Consider the following 23,536-nt stretch of genomic DNA (forward strand, 5'->3'; position numbering starts at 1 on the left):
CGCCATGTGGGGCTTTCCACGGAGTGTCCTCCATGAAATTGTTGTCACAAGTTTTCGTCATTGCCCGGATCGAGGCCCGGTTCTATGCGCATTACCCGAAGCTGTTTCTTGCCACGGCGGCCGTGGCCTTGATACCCGCCCTCTACGTCGTCATCTATCTTTCCAGTATGTGGGATCCTGCGGCCCATACGGGCGCTTTGCCGGTGGGCGTGGTGAATTTGGACCGGGACGTTGAGTATCGGGAGCACACATTCAACGTGGGCAGGGAAATTGCATCCCGCCTGAAAGCCAGAAAAGCGTTTGGTTACCGTGACTATACCGACGAGCAGGCTGCGCGTGAACTGGTTCGGCAAGGCCGGCTTGCCTTTGTCTTGGTTATTCCCCACGACTTCAGCTCCAATGCGCTTCCGGGTGTGGAGGCTGGTGGCGGGCGTTTGGTGGTTTACACCTCGGAAGGCAATAGTTACCAGAGCGCAGGTCTGGCCCGAAGATTTGCGGAAGACCTTGGGCATGAAGTGAACAAGAGCCTGAATGAGCGGCGATGGGCTTTGGTGCTCTCCAGTGCGTTGGGGTCTGAGCGCAATATTGACCGCTTGCGCGATGGCGTGGATCAATTGCGCACAGGTGCCAAGGCGTTGGCAGTGGGTGCAAACAAAACTGCCGCAGGCGCTGATTCCCTGAGTCATGGAATGGGCAGGCTCGATGAAGGGGTGCAGGAGTTGACTTCCGGGGTCAAGGAGCTGGGTGCCGGACTTCGAACCATGGATGCGCGTCGACCCTCCAACGCTGAAGTGAATCAGGTCAAGCAAGGGGCCGACGCGCTGGGGTCTGGACAGCTTGAACTGGGCCGTGGCCTGGCAGAACTCCAGACCGGTGTCTACCGCCTTCGGGATGGTGTAACGTCCTTTCGCACCGAGGCCGCGAGCAGCGTGCTGGTTGCTGCGCGAATCACCGAGGGTCTGGATCAATTCGCAGACGGTGTCTCTCAGCTGGACTCGGGTTTGCAGGCTGCAACGGGCGCCCAGCGGAAATTAACGGAAGGTGCCGATCGATTAAGTGCCGGCGTTGGTGTGCTGACTGCTGGTGTGAATGGGCTGGGCGCGGGCATCCATACGGCGGTGACAAAATTGCCCGCTGACAGTCAGCTCGATGAGTTGAGCACAGGGGCACAAAGCCTGGCGGGCGGATCGAAATCGCTGTCTGAGGGGGTCAGGGAAGTGAAGGCAGGCGCACAACACCTGGCCTCTGGCATTGATCTTCTTGTGGGGTCGCTGCCGGTGACGATGCAGAAAATGGATGGCAGTGCGGAGGGGTTGGCGAATTCTGTGCTGCCAACAGTTGAGGTGACGGCAGCTGTTCAGAACAATGGCAGTGGCTTTGCGCCCAACATTATTCCGGGCGCGCTGTGGCTGGGTGCCGGCATTGCGGCATTCTTGATTCATGTGCGGGTGCTGCCCCGACAGGCGATGTATTTCTCGCGTCCGGCGCAGATGCTGGGCAAGATACTCATTCCGTCGGCAGTCGTTCTTGTTCAATCTTTGCTGGTGATGGTCTCGGTCTTGCTGATATTGAAAATTCCTGTGACCAGTCCACTGGCTCTGGCAATGACGCTGGGCGTTGCATCGGTAACTTTCCTGGTGATCGTCTTTGCGCTGACTCGGGCCTTTGGCGATGCGGGCAAAGGACTCGCCATGATGTTCCTGGCGGTCCAACTGTCCTCCTCAGGGGGGATACTGCCGGTTGAACTCAGCGGTGGCGTCTTTATGGACATCAGCCCGTGGTTGCCATTGACTTGGGTGGTGCGGGGCATCAAGGCCAGTATGTTTGGCGCCTATGACGGTGCGTGGCAATACCCACTGTTGCTTGTCGGTTTGGCTGGCATGGCTGCGGCCACCATGGCCTGCACCGTCGGGTATTGGCGCTTCGTCAAACAGGCAGCCATTCGCCCTGCAGTGGACTTTTAGGGTGCTGTCCGGGGGCTGCATTAGGTAAGACCCTGATGGCGTGCGGGACAGAAGGTTTCATAATGTTTTCACACCGGGCCTTGTGGTGTCAGTGATCAAAACCAATGGAGACCCGAATGACTCATTCTTGCTTTTCCCGCATGACGCGTTTCGCCGGATTGACGGTATTGGCTGCGGCCGTCCAGACAGTCTCCGCCCAGGCGCCAGCGAAGGTTCTGGACGCGCAGGCCAGCGATCCTGTTACCCTGGGCTGGATGATGGGCTCGCCGCCGCCACCCGACAAGCTGGTTCAGTTCGCCAACGGCAGCTTCTACTCATTTCCGCGGTTCCGCTGGACATTTTCAAACAGCCGTCAGTTTGGTCCGACAACGAGCGTTTCACGGGGTACGACACCGATGAGTGTGTTGCCCCGAGCCGAGCGTACTGACATTGATGGCCTTTCGTTTCAGGTGATGGGCAGCAGCAATACCATGACCTGGGCGCAGTCATTGGGGGCCAATTACACCGACGGTATCGTGGTGCTGCACAAAGGGCGCATTGTTTACGAACGCTACTTTGGCGTGCTGAAGCCGGAAGGGCAGCATATTGCGCAATCCGTGACCAAATCTTTCTTTGGCACGATTGGGGCCATGCTGATCGCGGAAGGCACACTGGACGAAAATGCACCTGTTTCCCGGTATGTCGCGGAACTCAAAGACACCGGCTTTGGCAACGCCACCGTGCGGCAGGTACTGGACATGACCACGGGCATCAAATATTCGGAGAACTATGCCGATCCCAAAGCGGAAGTCTGGGACCACGTGCGAGCTGGCGGCGTTCTCCCTCGTCCTCCTGGTTATGCCGGACCAAAGACTTTCTATGAATTCCTGCAAACAGTTCAGGCCGAAGGTGAGCATGGCCAGGCATTTGCTTACAAAACGGTCAATTCCGACGCTCTGGGGTGGATCATTCGCCGCGTAACCGGCAAGTCCATCGGTGAGAATTTGCAGGAGCGTATCTGGGGTAAGTTGGGCGCCGAGCAGGATGCCTATTTCTCGGTTGACTCCGTTGGAAATGAGTTTGCAGGCGGAGGCATGAATGCCGGCTTGCGTGACATGGCCCGCTTTGGGGAAATGATGCGGCTTGAAGGCCGCTACAACGGACAGCAAATTGTCCCCAAGAGCGTCATCATGGACATCACCAAAGGGGGCAACAGGGCGAACTTCGCCAAGGCTGGCTACAAGACCATTCCTGACTGGAGCTATCGCAATATGTGGTGGGTATCACACAATGAGCATGGCGCTTACGCCGCGCGTGGCATCCATGGACAGACCATTTACGTGGACCCCAAGGCGGAAATGGTGATTGCGCGGTATGCCTCGCACCCGATGGCTGCCAATGCGTACATGGACCCGACGTCATTGCCAGCGTACCATGCGTTGGCGAAGCATTTGATGAATTAGGTCGGTGCGGACGAGCGAGCAAGTGCTTGATGAGGATGCAGAGGTTTTGAGATATTGCAAGCGGGCACAGCATGAGGTCTTGTGAAGGCCAGTTTTTTTGGCTTAGACAGCTATGAACACGGCTTTCGTCGTGATGACGTTGTTGTCTGCACTGTTCCTCTACCTGCATCAGCTTGGTGAGACCAGGCGCTCGGCACCCGGTGCTTGGGCTCTGGCATACGGCTTTGCGGCCCTGCCTTTTCTGGGGCAACTGCTGGATATACCGGCAATCGGCCGGTCGGAAATTTTCACTGCCTGGATGATGTTTGCCTTTGCGGCAGGGATCTGGCTGGGTGGGCGTATCTTCAATGGCCAGACGGTTAACACCAGACTGCTGCCTGCCGTGGTGGTCGTGCTGATGGTTTGGGGATTTTCCTGGCAGACCCTGGATCTGCCCTTGTCTGCAGGGGTCATGCCGCTTCACGGCACTGCTGCGGCCTTGATGCTGCTGGCTGCGTACAGCTTTTGGCAAGGCCGTCGAAACCACTCGCACTCCTGGTGCGGGGTGATTGTGGCGTTGATGCTGGCGCGTGCTGTGCCGTTGCTTGTCTTGCCTTCGCTTGGCGCATCCAGTCCGCTGCTTGTCCAATTCTCGCTTGCTGCAAGCTGGCTGGATTTGGCTCTTGGCATGTCGCTGGTGGTAACTTATTTTCTGAACCTGATGGCGCAGGAACGGCGGGTGTACGAGGCGGAGCAAGCACGCGATGCCATCAATGACGTGAACGTCCGACGTGAAGTGGAGCTTGTCCGGCACAAAACGGATATGGCGTTACGTGAACGTGATGAACGTCTGGCAGCCATTTTTGACCTGATGCCGGAGGCCGTGACCATCAGTCGAGTGAGCGACGGTTTCTATGTTGAAGTCAATCGAAGCTGGAGCCAGATGTTTGGGTTTGATCTTCAGGAGGCGATGGGGCGATCTTCGTTCGACCTGAATTTCTGGGTTGATACGCAGGAGCGGCAGAATTTGGTTGATGCTCTGCAACGTGATCGTGAAGTGCGTGGTTTTGAAGTCCACGTGCGCTGCAAAGACGGTACGGTGTTGCTTGTCGCCGGATACTGCAGCATTTTTGAATCGGGTGGTGAAAGATACCTGCTTGCCTTGATGCACGACATTACGCAGGAGCGAGAGCGCGAGTCGACGCGTGTGGCGATGGAAGCCACCATGCGCGAAAGAGAGCAGCAACTGAGTTCAATCCTGGATGCGATGGCCGAGGGTGTTGTGCTGCGGGACCGCTCGGGACGCGTCATCGTCAGCAATGCGGCTGCAGCAGAAATCTATGGTGTGCCACCGGGCGACATGCAATTGGCCCCTGACTTGATCGATACCGAATTCTTGCGTGAAGACGGCAACCGGTTCGGACGTGGCGAGCTTCCTGCGGTGCAGGTATTCACGAGGGGAGAGCCAGTCAAGGACACAGTGATGGGTGTGATTCGCCGGGATGGAGCGGTCCGCTGGACGCTGGTGAATGCAGTTCCAATTTTGGGTCCTGACGCTCGGAACGTCGTCGCAGTAGTTTCGACGCTGACAGACATCACCCGCATGAAGGAAATCGAGACCCGTTTGCGTGATCGCGACGCCTTTCAGACACGGGTTTTCCAGCTGGTTCCCGATACGCTGACCATTACAAGAATGGCGGATGGGCGCTACGTCGATGTCAATCGCAACTGGGAGACGCTGACTGGATACACCCCTGCGCAGACGATTGGTCGGACTTCGCTGGAACTGGGTGTCTGGGGCAGTCCCGAACAGCGGGCGCATTGGATTGAGGCGATTCACCGCGATGGTGAGTTGCGCGACTTTGAGGCAACGTTGCGCAACCGGCATGGTGAGCTTCTGGACTGTCGGCTTTCCGGCAGCAAATTTGAGGCAGGGGGGGAGGATTTTCTGCTGTTCTCCATCAAAAACGTCATGCAGGAAAAGGCCGCAGAGGCAGCCCGCCTTCGTGCGGAATCATTGTTGCGCGACAGTGAGTTCAAATTTTCCTCGGTGTTCCAGTTGTCACCGGTGCCGCTTGGATTGACACATGTGGAAAGCGGAAAATTTGTCGAGGTCAATGATGCCTGGCTTTTGCAGTTCGGTTTCGACCGCGACGACGTGATCGGAAGGACCTCGGCAGAACTGAAGGTGTGGGTCGACCTGGGTGATCGCCAGAGAATGATGGATGAAATGAGGCGCCGCCAGGCCGTGGATCGGCTTGAGATCCAGGGACGGCGCCGCGATGGTCAGATCATGAATTGCCTTCTGTCTGGGCGGACTCTTGTTTTCAATGACGAAAGAATGTTCATCTTCGCGCCGGTTGATGTGACACGCCAGCGGGAAATTGAACGTGAAATCCGTGAGATCAACCATGAGTTGGAAGAGCGCGTCCGCTTGCGTACCCTCAAGCTGGAGCAGGCCAATGGTGAACTTGCGGCGACCCTGGAATCGCTCAGCCGGGCTCAAAACGAATTGGTCCGGTCAGAAAAGATGGCTGCACTGGGCTCTCTGGTTGCGGGTGTGGCGCATGAGCTGAATACGCCGATCGGCAACAGCGTGACTGTCGCCAGTACCCTGCATGACCAGACGCGGGAATTGCTGCAGGACATTGCACAGGGCACTTTGAAGCGTTCAAGACTGGACACCTATTTGAACAACGCCGCGACAGGATCGGATTTGCTCTTGCGTTCTTTGGGTGTGGCACGAGACCTGGTGAGTAGTTTCAAACAAGTCGCGGTGGATCAATCCAGCAACCAGCGCAGGCGTTTTGATCTCCGACATGTGATGGATGATCTGGTGGTCACGCTGGGGCCGATGTTCAAGAAAACTCGTTTCAGGCTGGATCTGGACCTCGCGCCAGGCATTGAGCTGAACAGTTACCCCGGTCCGCTAGGCCAAGTGGTGACCAATCTGATTTCCAATGCGCTGTCGCACGCGTTTGACGGTCGTGATGAAGGCGTGATGTGCATAAGTTCACGCTGGATAGACACCAGGCACGTAGAGTTGAGCTTCAGCGACGACGGCGTGGGCATACCAGAAAAAAATCTGGCCCGTGTATTCGATCCGTTCTTTACAACCCGAATGGGCCAAGGCGGTTCTGGCTTGGGGATGAACATTGTCTACAACATCGTGACGGGCGTGCTGGGTGGCGATATTCAACTGGCAAGTCAGGTCGGCAAGGGTACCCAGGTGACGATTCGCTTGCCTCTGGCGGCACCGGAAAGCGTCACCGATCCCGCCTGATTGAGGGGTCGCGCATTTTTTGCGCGACAATCCTGCCGCCATCACGGATTGTCCGGTCGGCCTGCCAACAGGCATGATATCGTCCGCAAAGGGAGAAGAGATGGCTATTCAGTGGTTTCCAGGTCATATGCATTTGACCAAAAAGGCCATCGGTGAACGCATCAAAAACATTGATGTTGTGATCGAACTGCTTGATGCACGCCTGCCTGGCTCCAGCGCCAATCCCATGCTGGCTGAACTCACGCAGGGTCGGCCCATGCTCAAGGTGTTGAACAAGCAGGATCTTGCCGATCCGCTGCGCACGACCGAGTGGCTGGCTTACTACAACAGCCAGTCCGGCACACGGGCACTTGGGCTTGATGCCAGCATGACAACACCTGCCAAGGCCCTGATCAAAGCCTGTTTTGAACTGGCGCCGAGTCGTGGCGGGATGGTCAAGCCCATGCGCGTCCTGATCTGTGGCATACCCAATGTGGGCAAGTCAACGTTGATCAATACACTGACCGGAAAGCGCGCGGCGAAAACCGGCGACGAAGCCGGCATTACCAAGCTGGAGCAGCGCATATCTCTGGCGGATGATTTTTATTTGTACGATACACCGGGTGTATTGTGGCCGCGCATCATTGTCGCCAAGAGCGGCTACAACCTTGCGGCCAGTGGTGCCATTGGCCGCAACGCATTCAATGAAGAAGAGGTGGCGCTGGAGCTGCTGAACTACCTGAAGACACACTATCCGGCCTTGGTGGAAGCCCGTTTCAAGCTGACGGAGGTGGCTACCATGACCGACGAGGATTTGCTGGATGCCATCGGCCAGAAACGTGGTGCACTGCAGGCTGGCAAGCGGGTGAACACGCAAAAGGCTGCCGAAATTGTGATCTACGATTTTCGTGCTGCCGTGCTGGGGCGGATCACACTTGAAACTCCCGGGGAATTTGCCGAATGGCTGGCCGCAGGTGAAATACTGGATGCGCAACGTCAAATCAAGAAGGACGCCATTGAACTGGATCGCAAAATCCGGTTCAAGCAGATACCGCGTCCTGATAAACGTTCGGCGTCCTGATCTGGGCCGGTACGTTACTGCCCGGATTTCAAACTGAGGTCAGAGCAGGGATACGCCACACAGGGCAAGGCATAGCCTTCAAGTTTTTCCTCGGCACTCAATCCCGGCCATTCGAGCTCGTAGCGAACCTGACCACGGGTCAGCTGCGCGATGCAGGTCCGGCATGTGCCGTTGCGGCACGAGCTGGGCCAGTCGATGCCACCTTGTTCCAGCGAGACCAGTAGGGGCTGGTTGGTCCAGGCATCAAACTGTTGCCCGTCAGGCTCTGCGTTGCCGAGGAAAAATAGCGGTAAATCTGTGACGTTCATGCCCGTATTTTAGGAGCGCCATGGGTCCGCGACCTGCCCCGTCATAATGGCGGCTGCTCTTTACATCCCGAATCCATTTTGAAAACCATCCTTCCCTTAAGCCTGTTCATCAAGCCCGACAGAAATGATCCGCGGCCACTGGTGATTTACCACGGCCACAATTGCCCAGACGGTTTTGCGGCGGCCTTGGCGGCCTGGCTTTTTTATGAAGGCAAGGCGGAGTTTCTGGGCTTGGACCATGGGGATGTCAAGTCGCTTGAGGACTTGCCCGTACTGGATGGGCGCGCCGTCTATATTCTCGATTTTTCGTTCGCACCGGAGCTCATGCGCAGTATTGAAGAGCGGGCTGCCAAGCTGGTGATGCTTGACCATCACAAAAGTGCGGCGGACAAGCTCGAAGGCTTTGAATGTCGCTGCGGTGTGGTGCATTTCGACATGAAGAAGTCGGGCTCAAGACTGGCATGGGAGTTCTTTCAACCGGACCGTGCCTTGCCCGACCTGGTGCGACTGGTCGAAGACCGGGACATATGGGTGTGGCAGTACCCCGAGAGCGCAGGTTTTCTTGCAGCGCTGGACATGGAGCCTTTTGAGTTTGAGCGCTGGAAGGAGATTGCCCTGTTTGATGCCCGGCAATTGTCGGCTTATGTTGAGCGCGGGCAGGCCATGGATGAAAAATTTGCCCGCCTCGCCACCGGCATAGCCGACGCGGCCCAGCCGCTGGTCTTCAACGGTTTGACGGGCATGATGGTGAACGCACCAGGCGTTTTTCACAGCTTGGTGGGTGACATACTTTCCAAAAAGAGCGGCACTTTCGCGCTGATGTGGAGTGTGGACAAGAGCGGCATCATCAAGGCGGGACTGCGTTCGCAGCGCAGCTTTGACTGCATCCCGCTGGCGGAAAGCATGCGCGGTGGCGGCCACGCACAGGCCTGTGGTTTCAAGATGGGGGCGGATCGCCTGCCTGAACTGCTGAGCGGCCGCCTGAACGCGGTGAAGTGATCAGCTTTTAACGCCCAATCGCTCACGCCAGCCGGGAAACAGGCGGTCGGCATCGGCAGGGAAAGATTCAAACGCGCGGGCGAACTCCCGGTGTTCTTTCGCAAAGTCAATCGGGTCCGCGCCAGATCTCCAGCACTCATACGACTGACGCAGTGAGATGGCTCCGGCTGCAGGGCTGTCGATGTGGCCGTAGGCGCCACCCCCGGCGGTGTTGACGACATTGCCGTGCCCCAGGTTCTCGAAGAAGCCTGGCAGGCGCACGGCGTTCATGCCACCCGAGATGATGGGTGTGGTGGGTTTCATGCCGTACCATTTCTGGAGGTAGACCGGGCCCTGGCACTCGTCGCGCTCAATCATGTAGGCAATCACCCGGTCATCGCCTTCGCCTTCCATTTTGCCGTAGCCCATGGTGCCCACGTGGATGCCCGAGGCGCCCTGCAGGCGGCTCATCTTGGCCAGCACAAAGGCGGTGTAGCCGCGCTTGGCGCTGGGCGATGTGACCATGCCGTGGCCGGCGCGGTGGTAGTGCAGGTACTGGTTTGGGTACTGGCGCCGCGCGGTGGTCACCATGCCGGGGCCGCCGACAAACCCGTCCACCAGAAACGCCAGCTTGTCGGCGTCCGGGCCGAATGTTTCCAGTGCAAAATCGGCGCGCGCCAGCATCTCGTAGTGGTCGTCGGCGGTGATGTTCATGGAGAACAATTTGGCCTGCCCGGTTTCGTCCTGGGCGCGCTTGAGGGCCTCGTACACCAGCGGAATGGTCTTCTTGATAGGGGCGAACACCTGATTGCCCTGGGGTTCATCATTCTTGATGAAGTCGCCACCCAGCCAAAACTGGTAGGCCGCCTCGGCGAACGGCTCGGGGCGCAGGCCCAGCTTGGGCTTGATGATGGTGCCTGAGATGTAGCCGCCGTCCTTCACGGGGCGTCCCAGAATGCGCCACAGATCGGAGATGTCTTTGGACGGGCCGTCAAACATCTGAATCACGCGCTCGGGCATGTAGAAGTCAATCATCTTGGCATGGGCAATGTCGCCCATGCCCTGGTTGTTGCCGATGGCCAGGGTCAAAAATGACACGAGCATAAAGCGGCCATCGGTCACATTGCGGTCAAACAGGTCCAGCGGATACGCGATGCGCATGTCTTCCGTAGCTTCATCGATGTGGTAGACCAGGGCGTCAACACCCCGGGTGAAGTCATCGGTCGTGGAAACCTCCACGTTGGTGCCGGTGCTGGACTCGGCTGCAAAGTGCGCTGCGGCTTCCAGGTAGCCATGGCCCGGTTTGGGCTTCATCTTGTAGGCCACCAGAATGTGCTGGCCGCATCTGATCAATTCGGCTTCCTGAAGGCTCAGGTCGGCGTAGCGCTTGGACTGGTCCATGACGGGTCTCCTTGGGATGGTAGGGGCCCGGCGGACAAGGCATGCTCGATCAGCCTGCCGGGTTAATGGAGGCGACTATAGTGAAACAAATTCATCAAATATATTCAATATTTATTTTTTATTAATCAGATAAATCTGATGATTAATCACAGATCATGCCCATGAATCAATGAGGGGTCCCCCTTGCTCTATCAAAAATGCCTTGAAGGCTTTGGCGGCTGGTGAAAGTTTTTTATGGCTCAGATGTGTGACATACCAATGTCCCACCAGAGGCATGCCGTTGATGTCCACCAGGGCCAGATGACCCGCAGCCAGTTCATGGCGAACCGTGCGCAGTGAGAGAAAACTCAAACCCATGCCGGCCATGACCGCCTGCTTGATGGTTTCGTTGCTGGGCATCTCCATGACCACTTTGGGCTTGATGTCGTGTTGGCCAAACAGCCGCTCCATGGCGGCGCGTGTGCCCGATCCCTGCTCGCGCACCACAAATCCGTAGTCTTTGAGCATTTCGAACTGGACTCGTTTGCGGCGCGACAGGGGGTGGTCCGGCGCGCACACAATGCCCAGTGGGTTGGTGGCGAAGGCCGTGGCCTCGCAGTCCAGCGTGTTGGGCGCGCGCCCCATCATCACCAGATCGACTTCGTTGCGTGCAAGGAAGCCCAGAATATTCTCCCGGTTGTCAATGCGCAGGGTTACTTCAATGCCGGGAAGCAGCTTGCCGAAACGGACCAGCAGCATCGGCACGAAGTATTTGGCGGTGCTCACCACCGCCAGATCAATGCGCCCCTTTCGAATTCCGACATGCTCGGCCATGATGGCCTCGATGTCCTTGAGTTGGGCCATGGCAGCGATGGCATGCGTCAAGAATTCCTGGCCTGCGCCGGTCAGCTGGATATTGCGTCCAACGGGCTCGATGAGGGGAAGGCCGAAAGCATCTTCGAGCTGTCGAATTTGCATGGATACAGCCGGTTGAGTCACAAACAGACGTTCTGCCGCTTTGGATACAGATTTGTCCCGGGCGACTTCGATAAAGGTCTGGATTTGCTTGAGGGTGTAATTTCGCATGGTTTATTCTATGAATTAACAATCAGTTAAAACTGATGAATTGTTAAGTAAATATGATTTGAGTTTATGTGTAATGTCTCTTAAAGTAAATCTGTCGTGCTCGCTTTGAGTGGCGATTTCCATGCTTTACAAGGACGCTGGCATGCTCAATGCGCTGATTTTTGATGTTGATGGCACCCTGGCCGATACCGAGGCTGCCCATCGAGAGGCGTTCAACCACGCATTTGCCGAGTTCGGATTGGACTGGCATTGGGATGAGCCCCTGTACACCGAACTGCTCAACATCTCTGGTGGCAAAGAGCGAATTCAACACTATTGGAAGAAGATGCAGCCCGATCTCCGCGAAACCGAAGCCATGGCCTTGCAGGATGCGGTGAATCGCTTGCATGAGATCAAGACCGCGGCCTATGAGGGTGCGGTCAACGAGGGCGCCGTGTGTCTGCGCCCTGGAGTTTTGAAGTTGATGGATGAAGCCTTGGAGCAGGGGCTGCAGCTGGCCATTGCCACCACCACTTCACCCGTCAACATCGCCGCGCTGCTGCGCCGGGCCGTGGGCTCCGACTGGCGTCTTAACTTTGCCGCGATGGGTGATGCGTCCACAGCACCGATCAAGAAGCCACATCCTCAGGTGTATTTGCAGATGCTGGCGGCGCTCAATATGCAGCCGGGCCAGTGTCTTGCGTTTGAAGATTCAAGCAATGGTCTGCGCTCGGCGGTAGCGGCGGGCCTGGCGACATTGATCACACCCACGGCCTACACCGCGCACCACGACTTTGCGGCCGCGATGCGCGTGGTACCCGATTTGAGCCATGTGGATCTGGGCCAGTTGCGGCTCTGGCATGCGCAGGCGCAACACCTTCCCCGCCTCGTCGCCGCAACCCACTGATTGCATCAAAGCCTGCCATGCCCTTGACCCATCGTTCCACCCTGACCCAGTTTCTGATCGAAGAGCGGCGTCGATTTCCCGGCGCCAGCGGAGACTTCAATGCGCTGATTCTGGATGTGGCACTGGCCTGTAAAGCCATTGCGCGCGCGGTAGCCCTTGGCGAGTTGGCCAGTCCTGCGTGTCCTCAGGCGGACCCGGGGGCGGCCGGCGCCATCAATATTCAGGGCGAGACGCAGACCCCGCTTGATGTGCTGAGCAACAAGGTGTTCATCCGTCGCACGGAATGGGCGGGCAATCTGGCCGGCATGGCATCCGAAGAAATGGAGCTGCCCTACCAGATACCGGGTCAATACCCGCGCGGCAAATACCTGCTGGTGTTTGATCCTCTGGATGGCTCAAGCAACATTGATGTGAACGTCTCGGTGGGGAGCATCTTCTCGGTCTTGCGCGCCAGCCCGGAGCTGGAAGCAAGTGGGCGTGATGTGTGCGAGCAGGATTTTCTGCAACCCGGCTCCCGTCAGGTGGCCGCGGGTTATGCCTTGTATGGCCCGACGACAATGCTGGTTCTGACGGTAGGTGATGGGGTCAACGGGTTCACGCTGGACCCCAATCTGGGTGAATTCATGCTGACGCATCCGAAGCTGCAGATTCCAGCGGATACGCACGAGTTCGCCATCAATGCCTCCAACAGCCGGTTTTGGGAAGCGCCGGTGAAACGTTATGTGGACGAATGCCTCGCCGGCAAGACCGGACCAAGGGCCAAGGATTTCAATATGCGCTGGATTGCCAGCATGGTGGCCGAAGCGCACCGGATTTTGATGCGGGGGGGCGTTTTCATGTACCCGCGCGATACCAAGGACATGAGCAAGCCGGGTCGTTTGCGCCTGCTGTACGAGGCCAACCCGATCGGCTTTCTCATGGAGCAGGCAGGTGGGCGTGCCAGCACCGGTGAAAGGCCGATGCTGGGCGTGCAACCCCAGTCGCTTCACCAACGCATTGGCCTGGTCTTTGGCTCCCGCCATGAGGTAGAGCGCATTGAGCGCTATCACGCCGAGCCGGTGCATACCGAGATGGACAACCCCCTGTTCACCGAGCGCAGCCTGTTCAGGGTGTGAAGAGTCGCTTTTTGCTATTACTTAAGTAGCAAACTATCAAGCATGAACGAAGGCTGAAGGCCTGATTTGTCAAAATATTTTTCACTACCCGGGTGCCACCATGTCTGAACGCCATCCCATCATTGCCATCACCGGATCCAGCGGCGCCGGTACCTCCTCGGTGACGCGTACTTTCGAGAATATTTTTCGCCGGGAGGGCGTTGATGCCGCCATCATTGAAGGCGACAGTTTTCACCGTTACGACCGTACCGAGATGAAACACAAGCTGGCCGAGGCCGAGACGGACGGCAACAAACACTTCAGCCATTTCGGCCCGGAGAACAATCTGTTTTCCGAACTCGAAACCCTCTTCCGCGATTACGCCACAACCGGCAGGGGCCAGCGCCGCAAGTACCTGCATGACACCGAGGAAGCTGCGCCCTACGGACAGAAGCCGGGCACCTTCACGCCCTGGGAGGATGTGCCTGCGCATACTGACCTGCTGTTTTATGAAGGGCTGCACGGCGCGGTCGTCACCCCCGAGATCAATATTGCCCAGCACCCGGATCTGTTGATTGGCGTGGTGCCCGTCATCAACCTGGAGTGGATTCAAAAGCTGTACCGTGACAAGTCCAAGCGCGGCTACAGCACCGAGGCGGTGACCGACACCATCCTGCGCCGCATGCCGGACTACGTGAACTACATCTGCCCCCAGTTCATGCACACCCATGTCAATTTTCAAAGGGTGCCCATGGTGGATACATCCAACCCATTCATCGCGCGGGATATTCCCTCGCCAGACGAGAGCATGGTTGTGATCCGCTTCGCCAAGCCCAAGGGCATTGATTTCCAGTACCTGCTTAACATGATCAACGACTCGTTCATGTCGCGGGCCAATACGATCGTGGTGCCTGGTGGCAAGATGGAACTGGCGATGCAACTGATTTTCACGCCCTTTGTCTGGCGGATGATGGAGCGCAAGAAGAGGGCCAGCTGAGATGGATGCAAGCTTTGACCTGGTGATGTTTGACCTGGATGGAACGCTGGTCGAGACGGCCCCTGAAATCTGCGACGCCGTCAACGACACCTTGCGTCAATTCGGGTTGCCCGAAGTCGGGCAGAAGCAGGTGAGCGACTGGATCGGACACGGCACGCGGGAATTGCTGGTGCAGGCACTGGCGTACAGCCAGGAAGTCACGGCAGAGGTGGTTCGTGGCAGTGCTCGCCTGCCGCTTATCGCCGCAGCGTTTGACGCACACTACCAAAGCCGTTGCGGCACGCGAAGCCATCTTTACCCTCAGGTGCGTGAGACCCTGGTTTCACTGCGCGCCCAGGGCGTGAAGCTGGCGGTGGTCACCAACAAGGAGGGGCGTTACACCCAAATCGTGCTGGAGGCCCGGCAATTGCTGCCCTTGCTGGATTGTGTGGTGAGCGGGGACACCTTGGCTAGCAAAAAGCCGAACCCGGCTGGTATCGAGAGCTGCCTGGCGAGATTTGGCGTGCCACGTCATCGAGCCCTGTTTGTGGGGGATTCCAGCATTGATGTGGCTGCGGCGCGCAATGCGGGTGTCGCGGTATGGCTGCTTCCCTACGGCTACAACATGGGCCATCCCATTGCGGCCTGTGCGCCCGACCGTGTGGTTGAATCCTGTGCAGCCCTGTTGGATCCGGTGATCGCAAAGGGCAATGAAGGGCCTGACAAGACTGGTCCGGGCGCGTGCTTCCGACGTTAAGATGCGGAGAATAAGTGGAGGACCCCAAAGTGTCTATGTCTGAAAATATCGCTGCCTTCGGGAAGGTGGTCAAAGTACTGTATCCATGGCGGTCGGCACTGCGATTGACGGCTGTGGCTGCGGCGCTGACGGTGGCCTCCGCGGCGGCCCAGGCACCGCTGGATATCCGGGTCGCGCTGATCATTGGAAATTCGGCTTATGTAGCTGCCCCGGCGCTTGAGAATCCTGCCAACGATGCCCGCGCCATGAGCGAAGTGCTGCGGGGCTTGGGATTTCAGGTGGTGGAACTGCGCGATGGCAGCAAGGCCCAGATGAATGCAGCCCTCGCCAAAGTGCGGGAGTCGCTCAAGGGCAAGCAAGGTGTGGGGATGCTGTATTACGCCGGTCACGGTTTGCAACTGGACTGGCGCAACTACATGGTGCCGGTTGACGCCAGACTCAACAGCGCGGCCGACGTGCCGAACCAGACCATTGACTTGGGCGCAGTGATTGATACCTTCAAGGGCGCGGGTACTCGTATCAACATCATGGTGATCGATGCCTGCCGCGACAACCCTTTTGGCCGCAATACCAGTTCCGCCAAGGGGCTGGCCCAGGTGGATGCGCCGCCCGGCACCTTTCTGGCCTATGCCACGGCGCCGGGCAATGTGGCCGAGGACGGCGATGCCAAGAGTGGCAATGGGCTCTACACGCAGTATTTGTTGCAAGAACTCAAAAAACCGATCACAAAAATTGAAGATGTCTTCAAGCGAGTGCGGTTGAACGTTCGAAAGCAAAGCCAGGGGCGGCAGATTCCATGGGAGTCCACTTCGCTTGAAGACGATTTCTATTTCAACGATGGCGTGAAGCTGGCCGGCAATGCACAAGCGCTGGCTGCATCGCAGGCATCACAGCCAGAACCGGTGGTGAACAAGGAGCAGCAGAGGGCGGCCGCATTCAGTCTTGAAAAAGCGGCGTGGGACCAGATCAAGGACAGCAAGAATGCCGACGATTTCTATGCCTTCCTGTTGAAGTTTCCCAATGGCAACATCAGCGAGCAGGCGCAGTTGCGGGTGGAAAACCTGCAGAAGGCGCAAACCGTGGTCGTCGCCAACCGGGATGGCATTGTTCCCCAGGCGGCCGCGGCGCGACGCAGCCATCTTGGCGACCAGTATGTGGTCGATTTGATTGATGGCTTTACGAAAGTACGACGCCGGGTGACCAGAACGGTGACGTATGCGGACGACAACCGCTTTGAGATGGACAACGGGGCGGAGATTTACGAACAAACCGGTGTTTTGCTCAAGAACAGATTCGGTACCAAATCTCCCGGCATTCTGGGTGTGCCAGCCGACATGGCGGTTGGCAAGAAATGGCGTAGCGCATTTCAGAATCTGCGCCCCGATGGGGTACTGGAAACCAACTACTGGGACAACCACGTCGTGGGGTATGACACGATCACCGTGCCCGAGGGTACGTTCAAATGTTTTCTGGTTGTTTCTCGTGGACAAGCCAGCTTTGCGGGAGGCTTCACGACCATGGAAGCCCGCAGTTGGTTTGATCCGGGTACCTTGCGCCGTTTGCGCACTGAGCGTATCAACCGAAACAATGGTCGCATCACGGAGAACTCGATAGCCGAATCCGTATCTTTCAAGTCAGGCGCGGGATGAGTCTTGCTCCTTTGGCCTCGCTTGCGCGCTCAGGGTTTGGCGTCGAGGCATCGGGGCGTGGGTCTTGCCTTCCATGCCTTGGCATGCGGGTCTGAGAGCGTCTTGAGGAACGCGAGCAGGTCTGAGCTTTCCTGCTCCGACAGGCGCAACGGCGCCAGGATCTGCTCGCCATCGGCATGCAGGCGTTCCAGATTCAGTTCTGAATAGTGTCGTACCACCTCAGGCAGCGTTGCCAACTGGCCGTCATGCATATAGGGGGCAGTCTGTGCCGCATTGCGCAGGCTGGGTACTTTGAATTCACCAAAATTCCGGTGTTGCGCGTTGACATGGCGGGTCTTGGTGCCTGCTGCATCGTTTGCCGGCGCATCGCTCCAGGATGACATCAGGTTGTAGTGACTGGCGCGTAGCGCGGCAATGCCCGCATGGCGACCCGGATCGACCATGCCGGGACGTATGAAGAAGGGAAGACCGATGTCGCCGAACTCGCCATTGGTAAAGAGCGGTCCTATATGACACACGTTGCACCGGGCGCGCCCCACGAACAGGCGCAGTCCGCGCTGCGCAGCCAAAGGGTAATTCGAGGCGGTGCGAGTGTCTTTGCGCGCCAGTGCATCGCGAAAGAGGTCGAATGCGGTGCGACCGGACACCAGGGTGCCGGTGAAGGCGCCAATCGCTTTGGCCGCATCGACCAGCGTTGCCTGTGGTTTGACCTGCGCATCGCGTCCAAAGACTTGCCGGTAGCGACAGCCAAGTTCCTTGTCGCCTCCGATAGTGGCGGCAATGTGCTCGGCACTGGAGGCCATTTCGCGAGTGTCGAGAAGGGGGCGGATGGCTTGCGACCACAGGCTGTCTGCGGCGCCATCCCAGCCATACCAACGCTCGTGGACCCCATTCCATAACGAGGGGGCGTTGCGGTCCAGCATCTCACCCCCGCGGCCAAGCGATCGGACGCGGCCATCGGCAAAGGCCCTGGCTGGTGCGTGGCAACTGGCGCAGGACAACTGGCCACCCGGAGACAGACGCCGATCAAAGAACAGCTTTTGCCCCAAAGCAATGGCTTGCGGGTTGCCTGCCTGGGCGTTGCCGGCATCGCGAGCCTCTGGCAATGGCCACGGTCCGTGCTGCTCAATCAGCCGAAGTTCCGTGGGGGAGAAATCCAGCAGGGGCGGGCGCCCCGCAACTGCCATGGTGGCCATGGTTGTGAGAGCCATCGCACAGGCGGCCAGAAGCCCGAGAGCACGGCCCTGAATCATTCCACCTGGACTTCGTGGGTGAGACGCACGGTTTGCTTCACACCTGCAACATCAAAGATGAAACGCCAGCGTCCCGGCATGTGCAGCATCAGGCCTTCAGCAACAAACTTGCCATGGCCCAGTGCGCGCACGCTTGTGCGGTAGTTCATGCCATGGCGGTGGGCGGGCATGTCGGCATCCACCGTCACACTGGCTGGCGTCGCTACGCCTGGGGGCACGCACAGGACCAACTCCATATTGAAATGACGGCCGACCGGAATGGGCCAGGTTCGTGGCGCAAACACCACGGTGTAGCCGTCGCCTTGTGTCTGTAGACGTGCAGCGCCGACCAGATGATCGCCGCAGCCTGACGCGCTGGCGGGCATCGCCGCGGCCAGGAGTGCCAGGATCAGAGCCGCCTTGTGCAGGACGTACGGGTTGCACGGGAGTTTCATGCTTTGGGCGGCACGGGGCGGCGCAACAGCGTCTCGGCATTGCGCCAGCCAATGCGTTCAGCCACAGGTGTGGGCAAGTCGGTCAGCCAGGCGCGCGAATAGCTGGCATGCGAGCCAATGTAGTGCCAGCGCTCCGGGGTGAATGTGTCGGTGCCGATCATGAAGCGGTCCGAAAACTCGGTGAATGCCTCGCGCCAGGCGGGGTCGACTTTACCGCCGGTGGCGTGATCGCCGCGAAAAGCCAGATCGCAGGTCAGGCGTGGATGGCGACGCAGTACCTCGCGTACTTTTTCAGGCCGGTCAAAGCCCGAATGTGCCCAGAGTATGCGGGCCTCAGGCCATTGGCGAAACAGGCGTTCGATGGCATCCACATCGGAATGGGCGTGCAGCAGCAGGCCGTGTTCACGGGCCAGCGCGACCATGCGGCGCGGCACAGCCAGTTCGGTATCTTCGCCATAGAGATGAAACTCGCCAACGCCGACGTAGCGAAACTTGGTCAGGCGTTCTTCAAGGTAGCGTATGACCGTGGGGTCGCGCATCCAGCTGCCAATTTCACCACGGGATCGATACGGCCGCAGTTCAGGAACGATCAGGTCGGGTGCCTCGGCCATCAGCATCTGCGTGCCCTGGTCGTTCGATGACGATACGAATGCGCCACGCAGTCCGGCTTTGCGCAAAATGGCAACCGCCTGTTGGGGGGGCACCAACTCCCAGGCGTCATGGCTGTAGTGGATATGGGCATCGAACAGTGGCATTTCATCCGCTGCGCTGGCCGACTCCCCGCCGGCGATCGTTGCAGCAGCCAGAAATCCGGTGAACTGGCGCCGGTTGAGGTTGGTTTTCATGTCTCACTCCAATACATCGATGGGGTGCCGGCATCTGCCATGCATGCGCGCGTGCTTTGTGTCGGGCAGGCCTACTTTACAACGGCGGTGATAACCGTGTTGAACCGGAGCCCGAATCCGCATTCAGAGGGCCTGTCCAAGGCAAGGATTTCAAAGTTGATCGAGAATGGCAGGTCTGTTTCAAACATGCCTGGCATCCACCATGACCCCTTCACTGAAAATCGATTTCGTCTCTGATATATCTTGCCCTTGGTGCGCCATCGGATTGGCTTCCCTGGAGCACGCGCTGGGCAATATGCAGGGAGAAGTGTCTGCCAAGCTGCACTTTCAGCCGTTTGAGTTGAATCCGCAGATGCCTGCTGGCGGCCAGGATATTGGTGAGCACCTGCAGCAAAAATACGGCTCTACGGAAGAGCAGCGCGTCCAAATTCGCGAGACCATTCGCCAGCGCGGTGCCGAGGTGGGTTTCACTTTTGGTGCAGGTGGACGCAACCGCATTTACAACACCTTCAATGCGCACCGCTTGTTGCACTGGGCCGGCCTTGAATCTGATGAGAAGCAGGCTGCGCTGAAGAAGGCCTTGCTGGTGGCCTGCCACGGTGTGGGTGAGAGCATGGAGTCTGCCGATGTGTTGCTCAAGGCTGTGGCGCAAGCGGGGCTGGATGCGCAGCTTGCGCGCAGCATTTTGGCCAGTGATGAGTTTGCCGATGAGGTTCGCGAGCGCGAGTCTTTCTACACCAGCCAGGGTATTCATTCTGTGCCGGCCGTCATCATCAACGATCGGCATCTGATTTCGGGTGGACAGCCTGCCGCAGTGTTCGAGCAGGCGCTGCGCCAGATTGCGGCGGGGCTTTAGCAGCCCAGCTGCGTGGCCAGGTCAAGAAAATCCCTGGCGTGCCAAGTGTTGGCCGGGTCGGGGGATACATCTTTGGGCTTGGCTGCCCCGAACTCGGCCACTCGTTCAATGTAGGCGGTTTCCAGGCCGCAGGCTCGCGCTGCAGCCAGATCGTCCTGATGGGTGGCTACCAACATCACTTCAGCCGGGGCGACGTCAAATATCCTGGCCACGCCGAGATAGGTGGACGGATCGGGCTTGTAGGCCCGAAATACCTCGGCAGAGAGAATGCAATCCCACGGCAGTCCGGCACGTTTGGCCATGTCGGCAAGCAGGCCGATGTTGCCATTGGACAGCGTGCAAATCATGTACCGCGCTTTGAGCCGTGCGAGACCGGGCAGCACATCGGGCCAGGGGTCCAGCCGGTGCCAGGCTTTGTTCAGATGCTGTTTTTCAGCTTCTGTCAGACCTGTCAATCCAAATTGTTCCAGGACCTGATCCAGGATAAGACGGTGTAGATCGTCAATCAGGGTCCATCCCAATTCCCCTGACAGCACGCGCTTCATCGCAGGTTTGTAGCCCTCACGCCAGGCCAGCGCGAATTCGCTGCCGTCCACATCCGGGTGCAAGGCCTGCACTTCGCGGGCGATGCCCGAGTGCCAGTCCACCACAGTGCCGAACACATCAAACGCCAGAACTTTGGGGATGGTGGGTGGGGGCCGTGTTTTCATGCGCTGGCCTTCTCCAGCCAGCTCGCGACGCACTGGTTGAATGCGGCAGGTTGCTGCACCATGACCCAGTGACCGGTGGGGAATGCCTGTACGGCACAATCCGGTCTTTCTGCCAGCCGTGCTATCCACCTGGGCGAATGGAACATGAAAGGCTTTCGCTCGCCATAGATGTAGAGCACGGGGCAGGATGGCGCGACTTTGGCTGCACCGCGAAAGCCGCCGAGCAGGCCCAGCCACTGCATGGCGTAGGGATAGTTCATCTTCCAACCCATCGTTGAGGGTGGGGTGGGGCAGCGCAGGGCACGAGCCATGCCACGTGTCATTCGGTCGCCCAAGGCGCCGCCCAGCTTCCATGCGATGGCGAGCCAGAACTGATAGATGAAGACCTGCAACTTGGCTTGGGTCGTAAGTGATTTTTGAAAGGCGAGCGAATTGTGGTCGCCGATGTCCACTGCCACGATGCGGGCTACGCGATCCGGGTGTTGTGCTGCGTATTCGTAGCCGAACATGCAGCCCCAGTCGTGCAGCAGCAGTGTGACCGGTTGATCCGGGCTCGCCGCATCCACGATCTTGCTGAAAAGTGCTGTCATCTGCGTCAGCGAGGTGGCGCGATCTGCCTGCATCAGGTCGAAACCTGGCAGAGTGAAGCGCAGACAGCGGTAATGACCCTTGAGTGCCTCTACGGTGCTGTCCCACAGGCGATGTGTGTCGGGCCAGCCGTGGATCATCACCACGGTTTGCTGACCGGTGCCGTCGACGAAGCAGTCAACGCCATCGATGCTGAAACGGCTTTCGGTGATGCTGGGGGATGGATGTTGCATGGTGGCGATTACATACGGTGTGACGCGGACGAAGATGGGTTATGGGTCAACAGATCCGCATCAGGCACGGGGCGCCAGCATGCCCCATGCCGCAGACCCGGCTACGCCTTGCTTGAGGCGGCTTTGCGGTCGGCAGCCACTTTTTGCGCGGAGGGTCGCTCGCTGATGAATTTGACGTAGGGCTTGTAGTCAACGCCGCCACTCAGGAGCAGATCCTCCCCGAAGATGGCCTTGCTTGCCATGCCTATCAGTGGCAGGTTGTTGAAGGCAGCGCAGTCCGCCTGCGTGAAGGTGTCGCCTGCAACATAAGGCGCAAACTTGGCCAACCGTTTGAAGCCGGCAATGTTCTTTTCCAGTTGCTTGCGTACGCGTGCCTGGGTGCTTTCGCTGACTGTGCCGCCGAAAAAGGCTTGAGGGTACAAATCGCGAGCGACCAGTTCGAGGTGCAGGTCAATGAACGTCATCAGCTCGCGAACCCTGGCTGCTTCCAGCGGGTCGGTGGGCATCAGCGACGGGGTCGGGTAGGCGGTTTCGATGTAATGCAGGATGGCCTGGCTTTCGCACAATGCACCTTGCGGTGTCCGAATAAAGGGAATTTTCCCCAGCGGCGAACAGCTCAGGACGGCTTCCTCCTTGCTGCCGACCGCGACATACTCTTCCGTGAAAGGTACATTTTTTTCAAGCAACGCGAGTTTGACGACGTTGTAGTAGTTGGAGACCGGGAATCCGCAAAGAGTAATCATGGAATGAGTTTCCTGAAAATTGGATGTATGAAACGGATATTTTTATTTCACCAGGCGAGCCAGCCGCGTGGTGATGATGTCATCGGCTTCGCTCATGATGCGGTCGATCAGTTCCTTGACGGTCGGCACATCATGGATCAGGCCAGCCACCATGCCGCAAGACCATGCGCCGGCGTCCATCAAGCCATCTTGCATGATGCGTGGGTAGACGCCTGCCACCTGTTCGATGATGTCTTCGAACTTCAGGTTGGCTCCCAGTGCTTTCTCTTTCTCGATCAGGCGGTCAACGGCTTCATTGCGCAACACGCGCTCTGTATTGCGCAGGGGGCGCATGACCAGGCGGGTGTCGAGCTCGCTGGCGGCTACGATGGCCTGCTTCACATTTTCATGCACGGGCGCCTCTTTGGTTGCAATGAAGCGCGTACCCATGTTGATGCCTTCTGCGCCCAGGGCAAGGGCCGCGACCAATGAGCGGCCGTCTGCCATGCCGCCCGATGCAACGAACGGGATCTTCAGTTCTTCGGCGGCACGCGGCAGAAGGATGAAGTTGGGTACGTCGTCTTCGCCAGGATGGCCGCCACATTCGAAGCCGTCCACGCTCACGGCGTCACAACCGATGGATTCGGCTTTCAGCGCATGGCGCACCGACGTGCACTTGTGGATGACCTTGATGCCGGCTTCGTGCATGGCGGGAAGCCATTTCTGGGGGTTGTTGCCGGCTGTCTCGACGGCTTTGACGCCGCCTTCAATGATGGCCCGGATGTAGCCGGGGTAGTCGGGTGAGCTCACAGTGGGCAGGAAGGTGAGATTCACACCGAATGGCTTGTCCGTCATTTCGCGGCAACGGCGAATTTCGTTGGCCAGCAGCTCGGGTGTACGTTGTGTCAAGCCTGTGATGATGCCAAGTCCGCCAGCATTGGATACGGCAGCAGCCAGTTCGGCCAAGCCGACATAGTGCATGCCACCTTGCAGGATGGGATGCTGGATGCCGAACATTTCGGTGATTTTGGTTTTCATGCGGATGTGTTCCTT

Annotated in this window: 21 protein-coding genes; 11 read left to right on the forward strand and 10 right to left on the reverse strand. The window is 58.3% G+C overall.

Annotated features, from left to right (window positions below; translation table 11 throughout):
* Positions 1-32 precede the first annotated feature (32 nt).
* From IV109_RS16185 to ylqF, 4 genes are all read left to right on the forward strand, one after another.
* Positions 33-1,964 carry a YhgE/Pip domain-containing protein gene (locus IV109_RS16185; protein WP_296698922.1) on the forward strand — a complete coding sequence of 644 codons (1,932 nt, stop codon included), beginning with the start codon at positions 33-35 and terminating at the stop codon, positions 1,962-1,964.
* 254 nt (positions 1,965-2,218) lie between these two features.
* Positions 2,219-3,406: a serine hydrolase gene (locus IV109_RS16190; protein ID WP_296699122.1), complete on the forward strand. Its 1,188-nt coding sequence runs from the start codon at positions 2,219-2,221 to the stop codon at positions 3,404-3,406.
* A gap of 112 nt (positions 3,407-3,518) precedes the next feature.
* The gene (locus IV109_RS16195; protein WP_296698926.1) at positions 3,519-6,668 is read left to right on the forward strand and encodes a PAS domain S-box protein; all 3,150 of its coding nucleotides are present in this window, start codon (positions 3,519-3,521) and stop codon (positions 6,666-6,668) included.
* A gap of 100 nt (positions 6,669-6,768) precedes the next feature.
* Positions 6,769-7,728, forward strand: coding sequence for a ribosome biogenesis GTPase YlqF (ylqF, locus tag IV109_RS16200; RefSeq protein ID WP_296698929.1), 960 nt, complete (start codon positions 6,769-6,771; stop codon positions 7,726-7,728).
* A 14-nt stretch (positions 7,729-7,742) separates the two neighbouring features.
* Here the strand turns inward: ylqF and IV109_RS16205 are convergent, their stop codons facing one another.
* Positions 7,743-8,036, reverse strand: coding sequence for a 2Fe-2S iron-sulfur cluster binding domain-containing protein (locus IV109_RS16205; protein WP_296698931.1), 294 nt, complete (start codon positions 8,034-8,036; stop codon positions 7,743-7,745).
* Between the two features lie 78 nt (positions 8,037-8,114).
* On the opposite strand from IV109_RS16205, the gene IV109_RS16210 reads away from it, so the two are divergent.
* Complete coding sequence (locus IV109_RS16210) at positions 8,115-9,035, forward strand: DHHA1 domain-containing protein (protein WP_296698934.1); 921 nt, start codon at positions 8,115-8,117, stop codon at positions 9,033-9,035.
* On the opposite strand, the gene IV109_RS16215 is transcribed toward IV109_RS16210, so the two are convergent.
* Together IV109_RS16215 and IV109_RS16220 are read right to left on the reverse strand one after the other, a co-directional pair.
* Positions 9,036-10,415 (reverse strand): ribulose-bisphosphate carboxylase, encoded by a 1,380-nt coding sequence (locus IV109_RS16215; protein WP_296698939.1) that lies wholly within the window; start codon positions 10,413-10,415, stop codon positions 9,036-9,038. It abuts the gene before it with no gap.
* A 153-nt stretch (positions 10,416-10,568) separates the two neighbouring features.
* Positions 10,569-11,480, reverse strand: coding sequence for a LysR family transcriptional regulator (locus IV109_RS16220; protein ID WP_296698943.1), 912 nt, complete (start codon positions 11,478-11,480; stop codon positions 10,569-10,571).
* Between the two features lie 121 nt (positions 11,481-11,601).
* Between IV109_RS16220 and IV109_RS16225 the strand changes: the two genes are divergently transcribed.
* The 5 genes from IV109_RS16225 (at position 11,602) to IV109_RS16245 (ending at position 16,842) form a co-directional block, all read left to right on the forward strand.
* The gene (locus IV109_RS16225) at positions 11,602-12,366 is read left to right on the forward strand and encodes an HAD-IA family hydrolase (RefSeq protein ID WP_296698947.1); all 765 of its coding nucleotides are present in this window, start codon (positions 11,602-11,604) and stop codon (positions 12,364-12,366) included.
* Positions 12,367-12,383: 17 nt separating this feature from the next.
* Positions 12,384-13,481, forward strand: coding sequence for a class 1 fructose-bisphosphatase (locus IV109_RS16230; protein ID WP_296698950.1), 1,098 nt, complete (start codon positions 12,384-12,386; stop codon positions 13,479-13,481).
* 100 nt (positions 13,482-13,581) lie between these two features.
* Positions 13,582-14,457: a phosphoribulokinase gene (locus IV109_RS16235; protein ID WP_296698955.1), complete on the forward strand. Its 876-nt coding sequence runs from the start codon at positions 13,582-13,584 to the stop codon at positions 14,455-14,457.
* Between the two features lies 1 nt (position 14,458).
* Positions 14,459-15,193, forward strand: a complete 735-nt coding sequence (locus IV109_RS16240) for an HAD-IA family hydrolase (RefSeq protein WP_296698960.1) — start codon at positions 14,459-14,461, stop codon at positions 15,191-15,193.
* A 35-nt stretch (positions 15,194-15,228) separates the two neighbouring features.
* Positions 15,229-16,842, forward strand: a complete 1,614-nt coding sequence (locus IV109_RS16245; protein ID WP_296698964.1) for a caspase family protein — start codon at positions 15,229-15,231, stop codon at positions 16,840-16,842.
* 29 nt (positions 16,843-16,871) lie between these two features.
* On the opposite strand, the gene IV109_RS16250 is transcribed toward IV109_RS16245, so the two are convergent.
* The 3 genes from IV109_RS16250 to IV109_RS16260 are packed head-to-tail and all read right to left on the reverse strand — an operon-like array spanning position 16,872 to position 19,374.
* Entirely contained in the window at positions 16,872-18,053 is a 1,182-nt protein-coding gene (locus tag IV109_RS16250; RefSeq protein WP_296698969.1) for a cytochrome c peroxidase, read from the reverse strand.
* A gap of 38 nt (positions 18,054-18,091) precedes the next feature.
* Positions 18,092-18,529 carry a hypothetical protein gene (locus IV109_RS16255; protein WP_296698975.1) on the reverse strand — a complete coding sequence of 146 codons (438 nt, stop codon included), beginning with the start codon at positions 18,527-18,529 and terminating at the stop codon, positions 18,092-18,094.
* Positions 18,526-19,374, reverse strand: a complete 849-nt coding sequence (locus tag IV109_RS16260) for an amidohydrolase family protein (protein ID WP_296698977.1) — start codon at positions 19,372-19,374, stop codon at positions 18,526-18,528. Before IV109_RS16260 ends, IV109_RS16255 begins: the two co-directional genes overlap by 4 nt.
* A 202-nt stretch (positions 19,375-19,576) precedes the next feature.
* Here IV109_RS16260 and IV109_RS16265 point away from each other — a divergent pair, with 202 nt between their 5' ends.
* Entirely contained in the window at positions 19,577-20,230 is a 654-nt protein-coding gene (locus IV109_RS16265; protein ID WP_296698980.1) for a DsbA family oxidoreductase, read from the forward strand.
* On the opposite strand, the gene IV109_RS16270 is transcribed toward IV109_RS16265, so the two are convergent.
* The 4 genes from IV109_RS16270 to IV109_RS16285 all read right to left on the reverse strand — a co-directional run bounded on the left by IV109_RS16270 (position 20,227) and on the right by IV109_RS16285 (position 23,521).
* Positions 20,227-20,940, reverse strand: a complete 714-nt coding sequence (locus tag IV109_RS16270; protein ID WP_296698984.1) for a haloacid dehalogenase type II — start codon at positions 20,938-20,940, stop codon at positions 20,227-20,229. The two genes, IV109_RS16265 and IV109_RS16270, sit on opposite strands and share 4 nt — an antisense overlap.
* Positions 20,937-21,761, reverse strand: coding sequence for an alpha/beta hydrolase (locus IV109_RS16275; RefSeq protein WP_296698988.1), 825 nt, complete (start codon positions 21,759-21,761; stop codon positions 20,937-20,939). The genes IV109_RS16270 and IV109_RS16275 overlap by 4 nt, the downstream gene beginning before the upstream one ends.
* A 101-nt stretch (positions 21,762-21,862) precedes the next feature.
* The gene (locus tag IV109_RS16280; protein WP_296699037.1) at positions 21,863-22,504 is read right to left on the reverse strand and encodes a glutathione S-transferase; all 642 of its coding nucleotides are present in this window, start codon (positions 22,502-22,504) and stop codon (positions 21,863-21,865) included.
* Positions 22,505-22,546: 42 nt separating this feature from the next.
* The gene (locus IV109_RS16285; RefSeq protein ID WP_296699042.1) at positions 22,547-23,521 is read right to left on the reverse strand and encodes a nitronate monooxygenase family protein; all 975 of its coding nucleotides are present in this window, start codon (positions 23,519-23,521) and stop codon (positions 22,547-22,549) included.
* Positions 23,522-23,536: the final 15 nt, after the last annotated feature.

Origin of the sequence: Rhodoferax sp., assembly GCF_018780565.1 — a bacterium.
Taxonomy (GTDB): domain Bacteria; phylum Pseudomonadota; class Gammaproteobacteria; order Burkholderiales; family Burkholderiaceae_C; genus Rhodoferax.

Excerpts from the sequence above, each read along its gene's own strand:
- IV109_RS16185 (WP_296698922.1), top strand. The coding sequence starts at position 33 with ATGAAATTGTTGTCACAAGTTTTCGTCATTGCCCGGATCGAGGCCCGG.
- IV109_RS16190 (WP_296699122.1), top strand. The coding sequence starts at position 2,219 with ATGATGGGCTCGCCGCCGCCACCCGACAAGCTGGTTCAGTTCGCCAAC.
- IV109_RS16195 (WP_296698926.1), top strand. The coding sequence starts at position 3,519 with ATGAACACGGCTTTCGTCGTGATGACGTTGTTGTCTGCACTGTTCCTC.
- ylqF (WP_296698929.1), top strand. The coding sequence starts at position 6,769 with ATGGCTATTCAGTGGTTTCCAGGTCATATGCATTTGACCAAAAAGGCC.
- IV109_RS16205 (WP_296698931.1), bottom strand. The coding sequence starts at position 8,036 with ATGAACGTCACAGATTTACCGCTATTTTTCCTCGGCAACGCAGAGCCT.
- IV109_RS16215 (WP_296698939.1), bottom strand. The coding sequence starts at position 10,415 with ATGGACCAGTCCAAGCGCTACGCCGACCTGAGCCTTCAGGAAGCCGAA.
- IV109_RS16220 (WP_296698943.1), bottom strand. The coding sequence starts at position 11,480 with ATGCGAAATTACACCCTCAAGCAAATCCAGACCTTTATCGAAGTCGCC.
- IV109_RS16225 (WP_296698947.1), top strand. The coding sequence starts at position 11,602 with ATGCTTTACAAGGACGCTGGCATGCTCAATGCGCTGATTTTTGATGTT.
- IV109_RS16230 (WP_296698950.1), top strand. The coding sequence starts at position 12,384 with ATGCCCTTGACCCATCGTTCCACCCTGACCCAGTTTCTGATCGAAGAG.
- IV109_RS16235 (WP_296698955.1), top strand. The coding sequence starts at position 13,582 with ATGTCTGAACGCCATCCCATCATTGCCATCACCGGATCCAGCGGCGCC.
- IV109_RS16240 (WP_296698960.1), top strand. The coding sequence starts at position 14,459 with ATGGATGCAAGCTTTGACCTGGTGATGTTTGACCTGGATGGAACGCTG.
- IV109_RS16245 (WP_296698964.1), top strand. The coding sequence starts at position 15,229 with ATGTCTGAAAATATCGCTGCCTTCGGGAAGGTGGTCAAAGTACTGTAT.
- IV109_RS16250 (WP_296698969.1), bottom strand. The coding sequence starts at position 18,053 with ATGGCTCTCACAACCATGGCCACCATGGCAGTTGCGGGGCGCCCGCCC.
- IV109_RS16255 (WP_296698975.1), bottom strand. The coding sequence starts at position 18,529 with ATGAAACTCCCGTGCAACCCGTACGTCCTGCACAAGGCGGCTCTGATC.
- IV109_RS16260 (WP_296698977.1), bottom strand. The coding sequence starts at position 19,374 with ATGAAAACCAACCTCAACCGGCGCCAGTTCACCGGATTTCTGGCTGCT.
- IV109_RS16265 (WP_296698980.1), top strand. The coding sequence starts at position 19,577 with ATGACCCCTTCACTGAAAATCGATTTCGTCTCTGATATATCTTGCCCT.
- IV109_RS16270 (WP_296698984.1), bottom strand. The coding sequence starts at position 20,940 with ATGAAAACACGGCCCCCACCCACCATCCCCAAAGTTCTGGCGTTTGAT.
- IV109_RS16275 (WP_296698988.1), bottom strand. The coding sequence starts at position 21,761 with ATGCAACATCCATCCCCCAGCATCACCGAAAGCCGTTTCAGCATCGAT.
- IV109_RS16280 (WP_296699037.1), bottom strand. The coding sequence starts at position 22,504 with ATGATTACTCTTTGCGGATTCCCGGTCTCCAACTACTACAACGTCGTC.
- IV109_RS16285 (WP_296699042.1), bottom strand. The coding sequence starts at position 23,521 with ATGAAAACCAAAATCACCGAAATGTTCGGCATCCAGCATCCCATCCTG.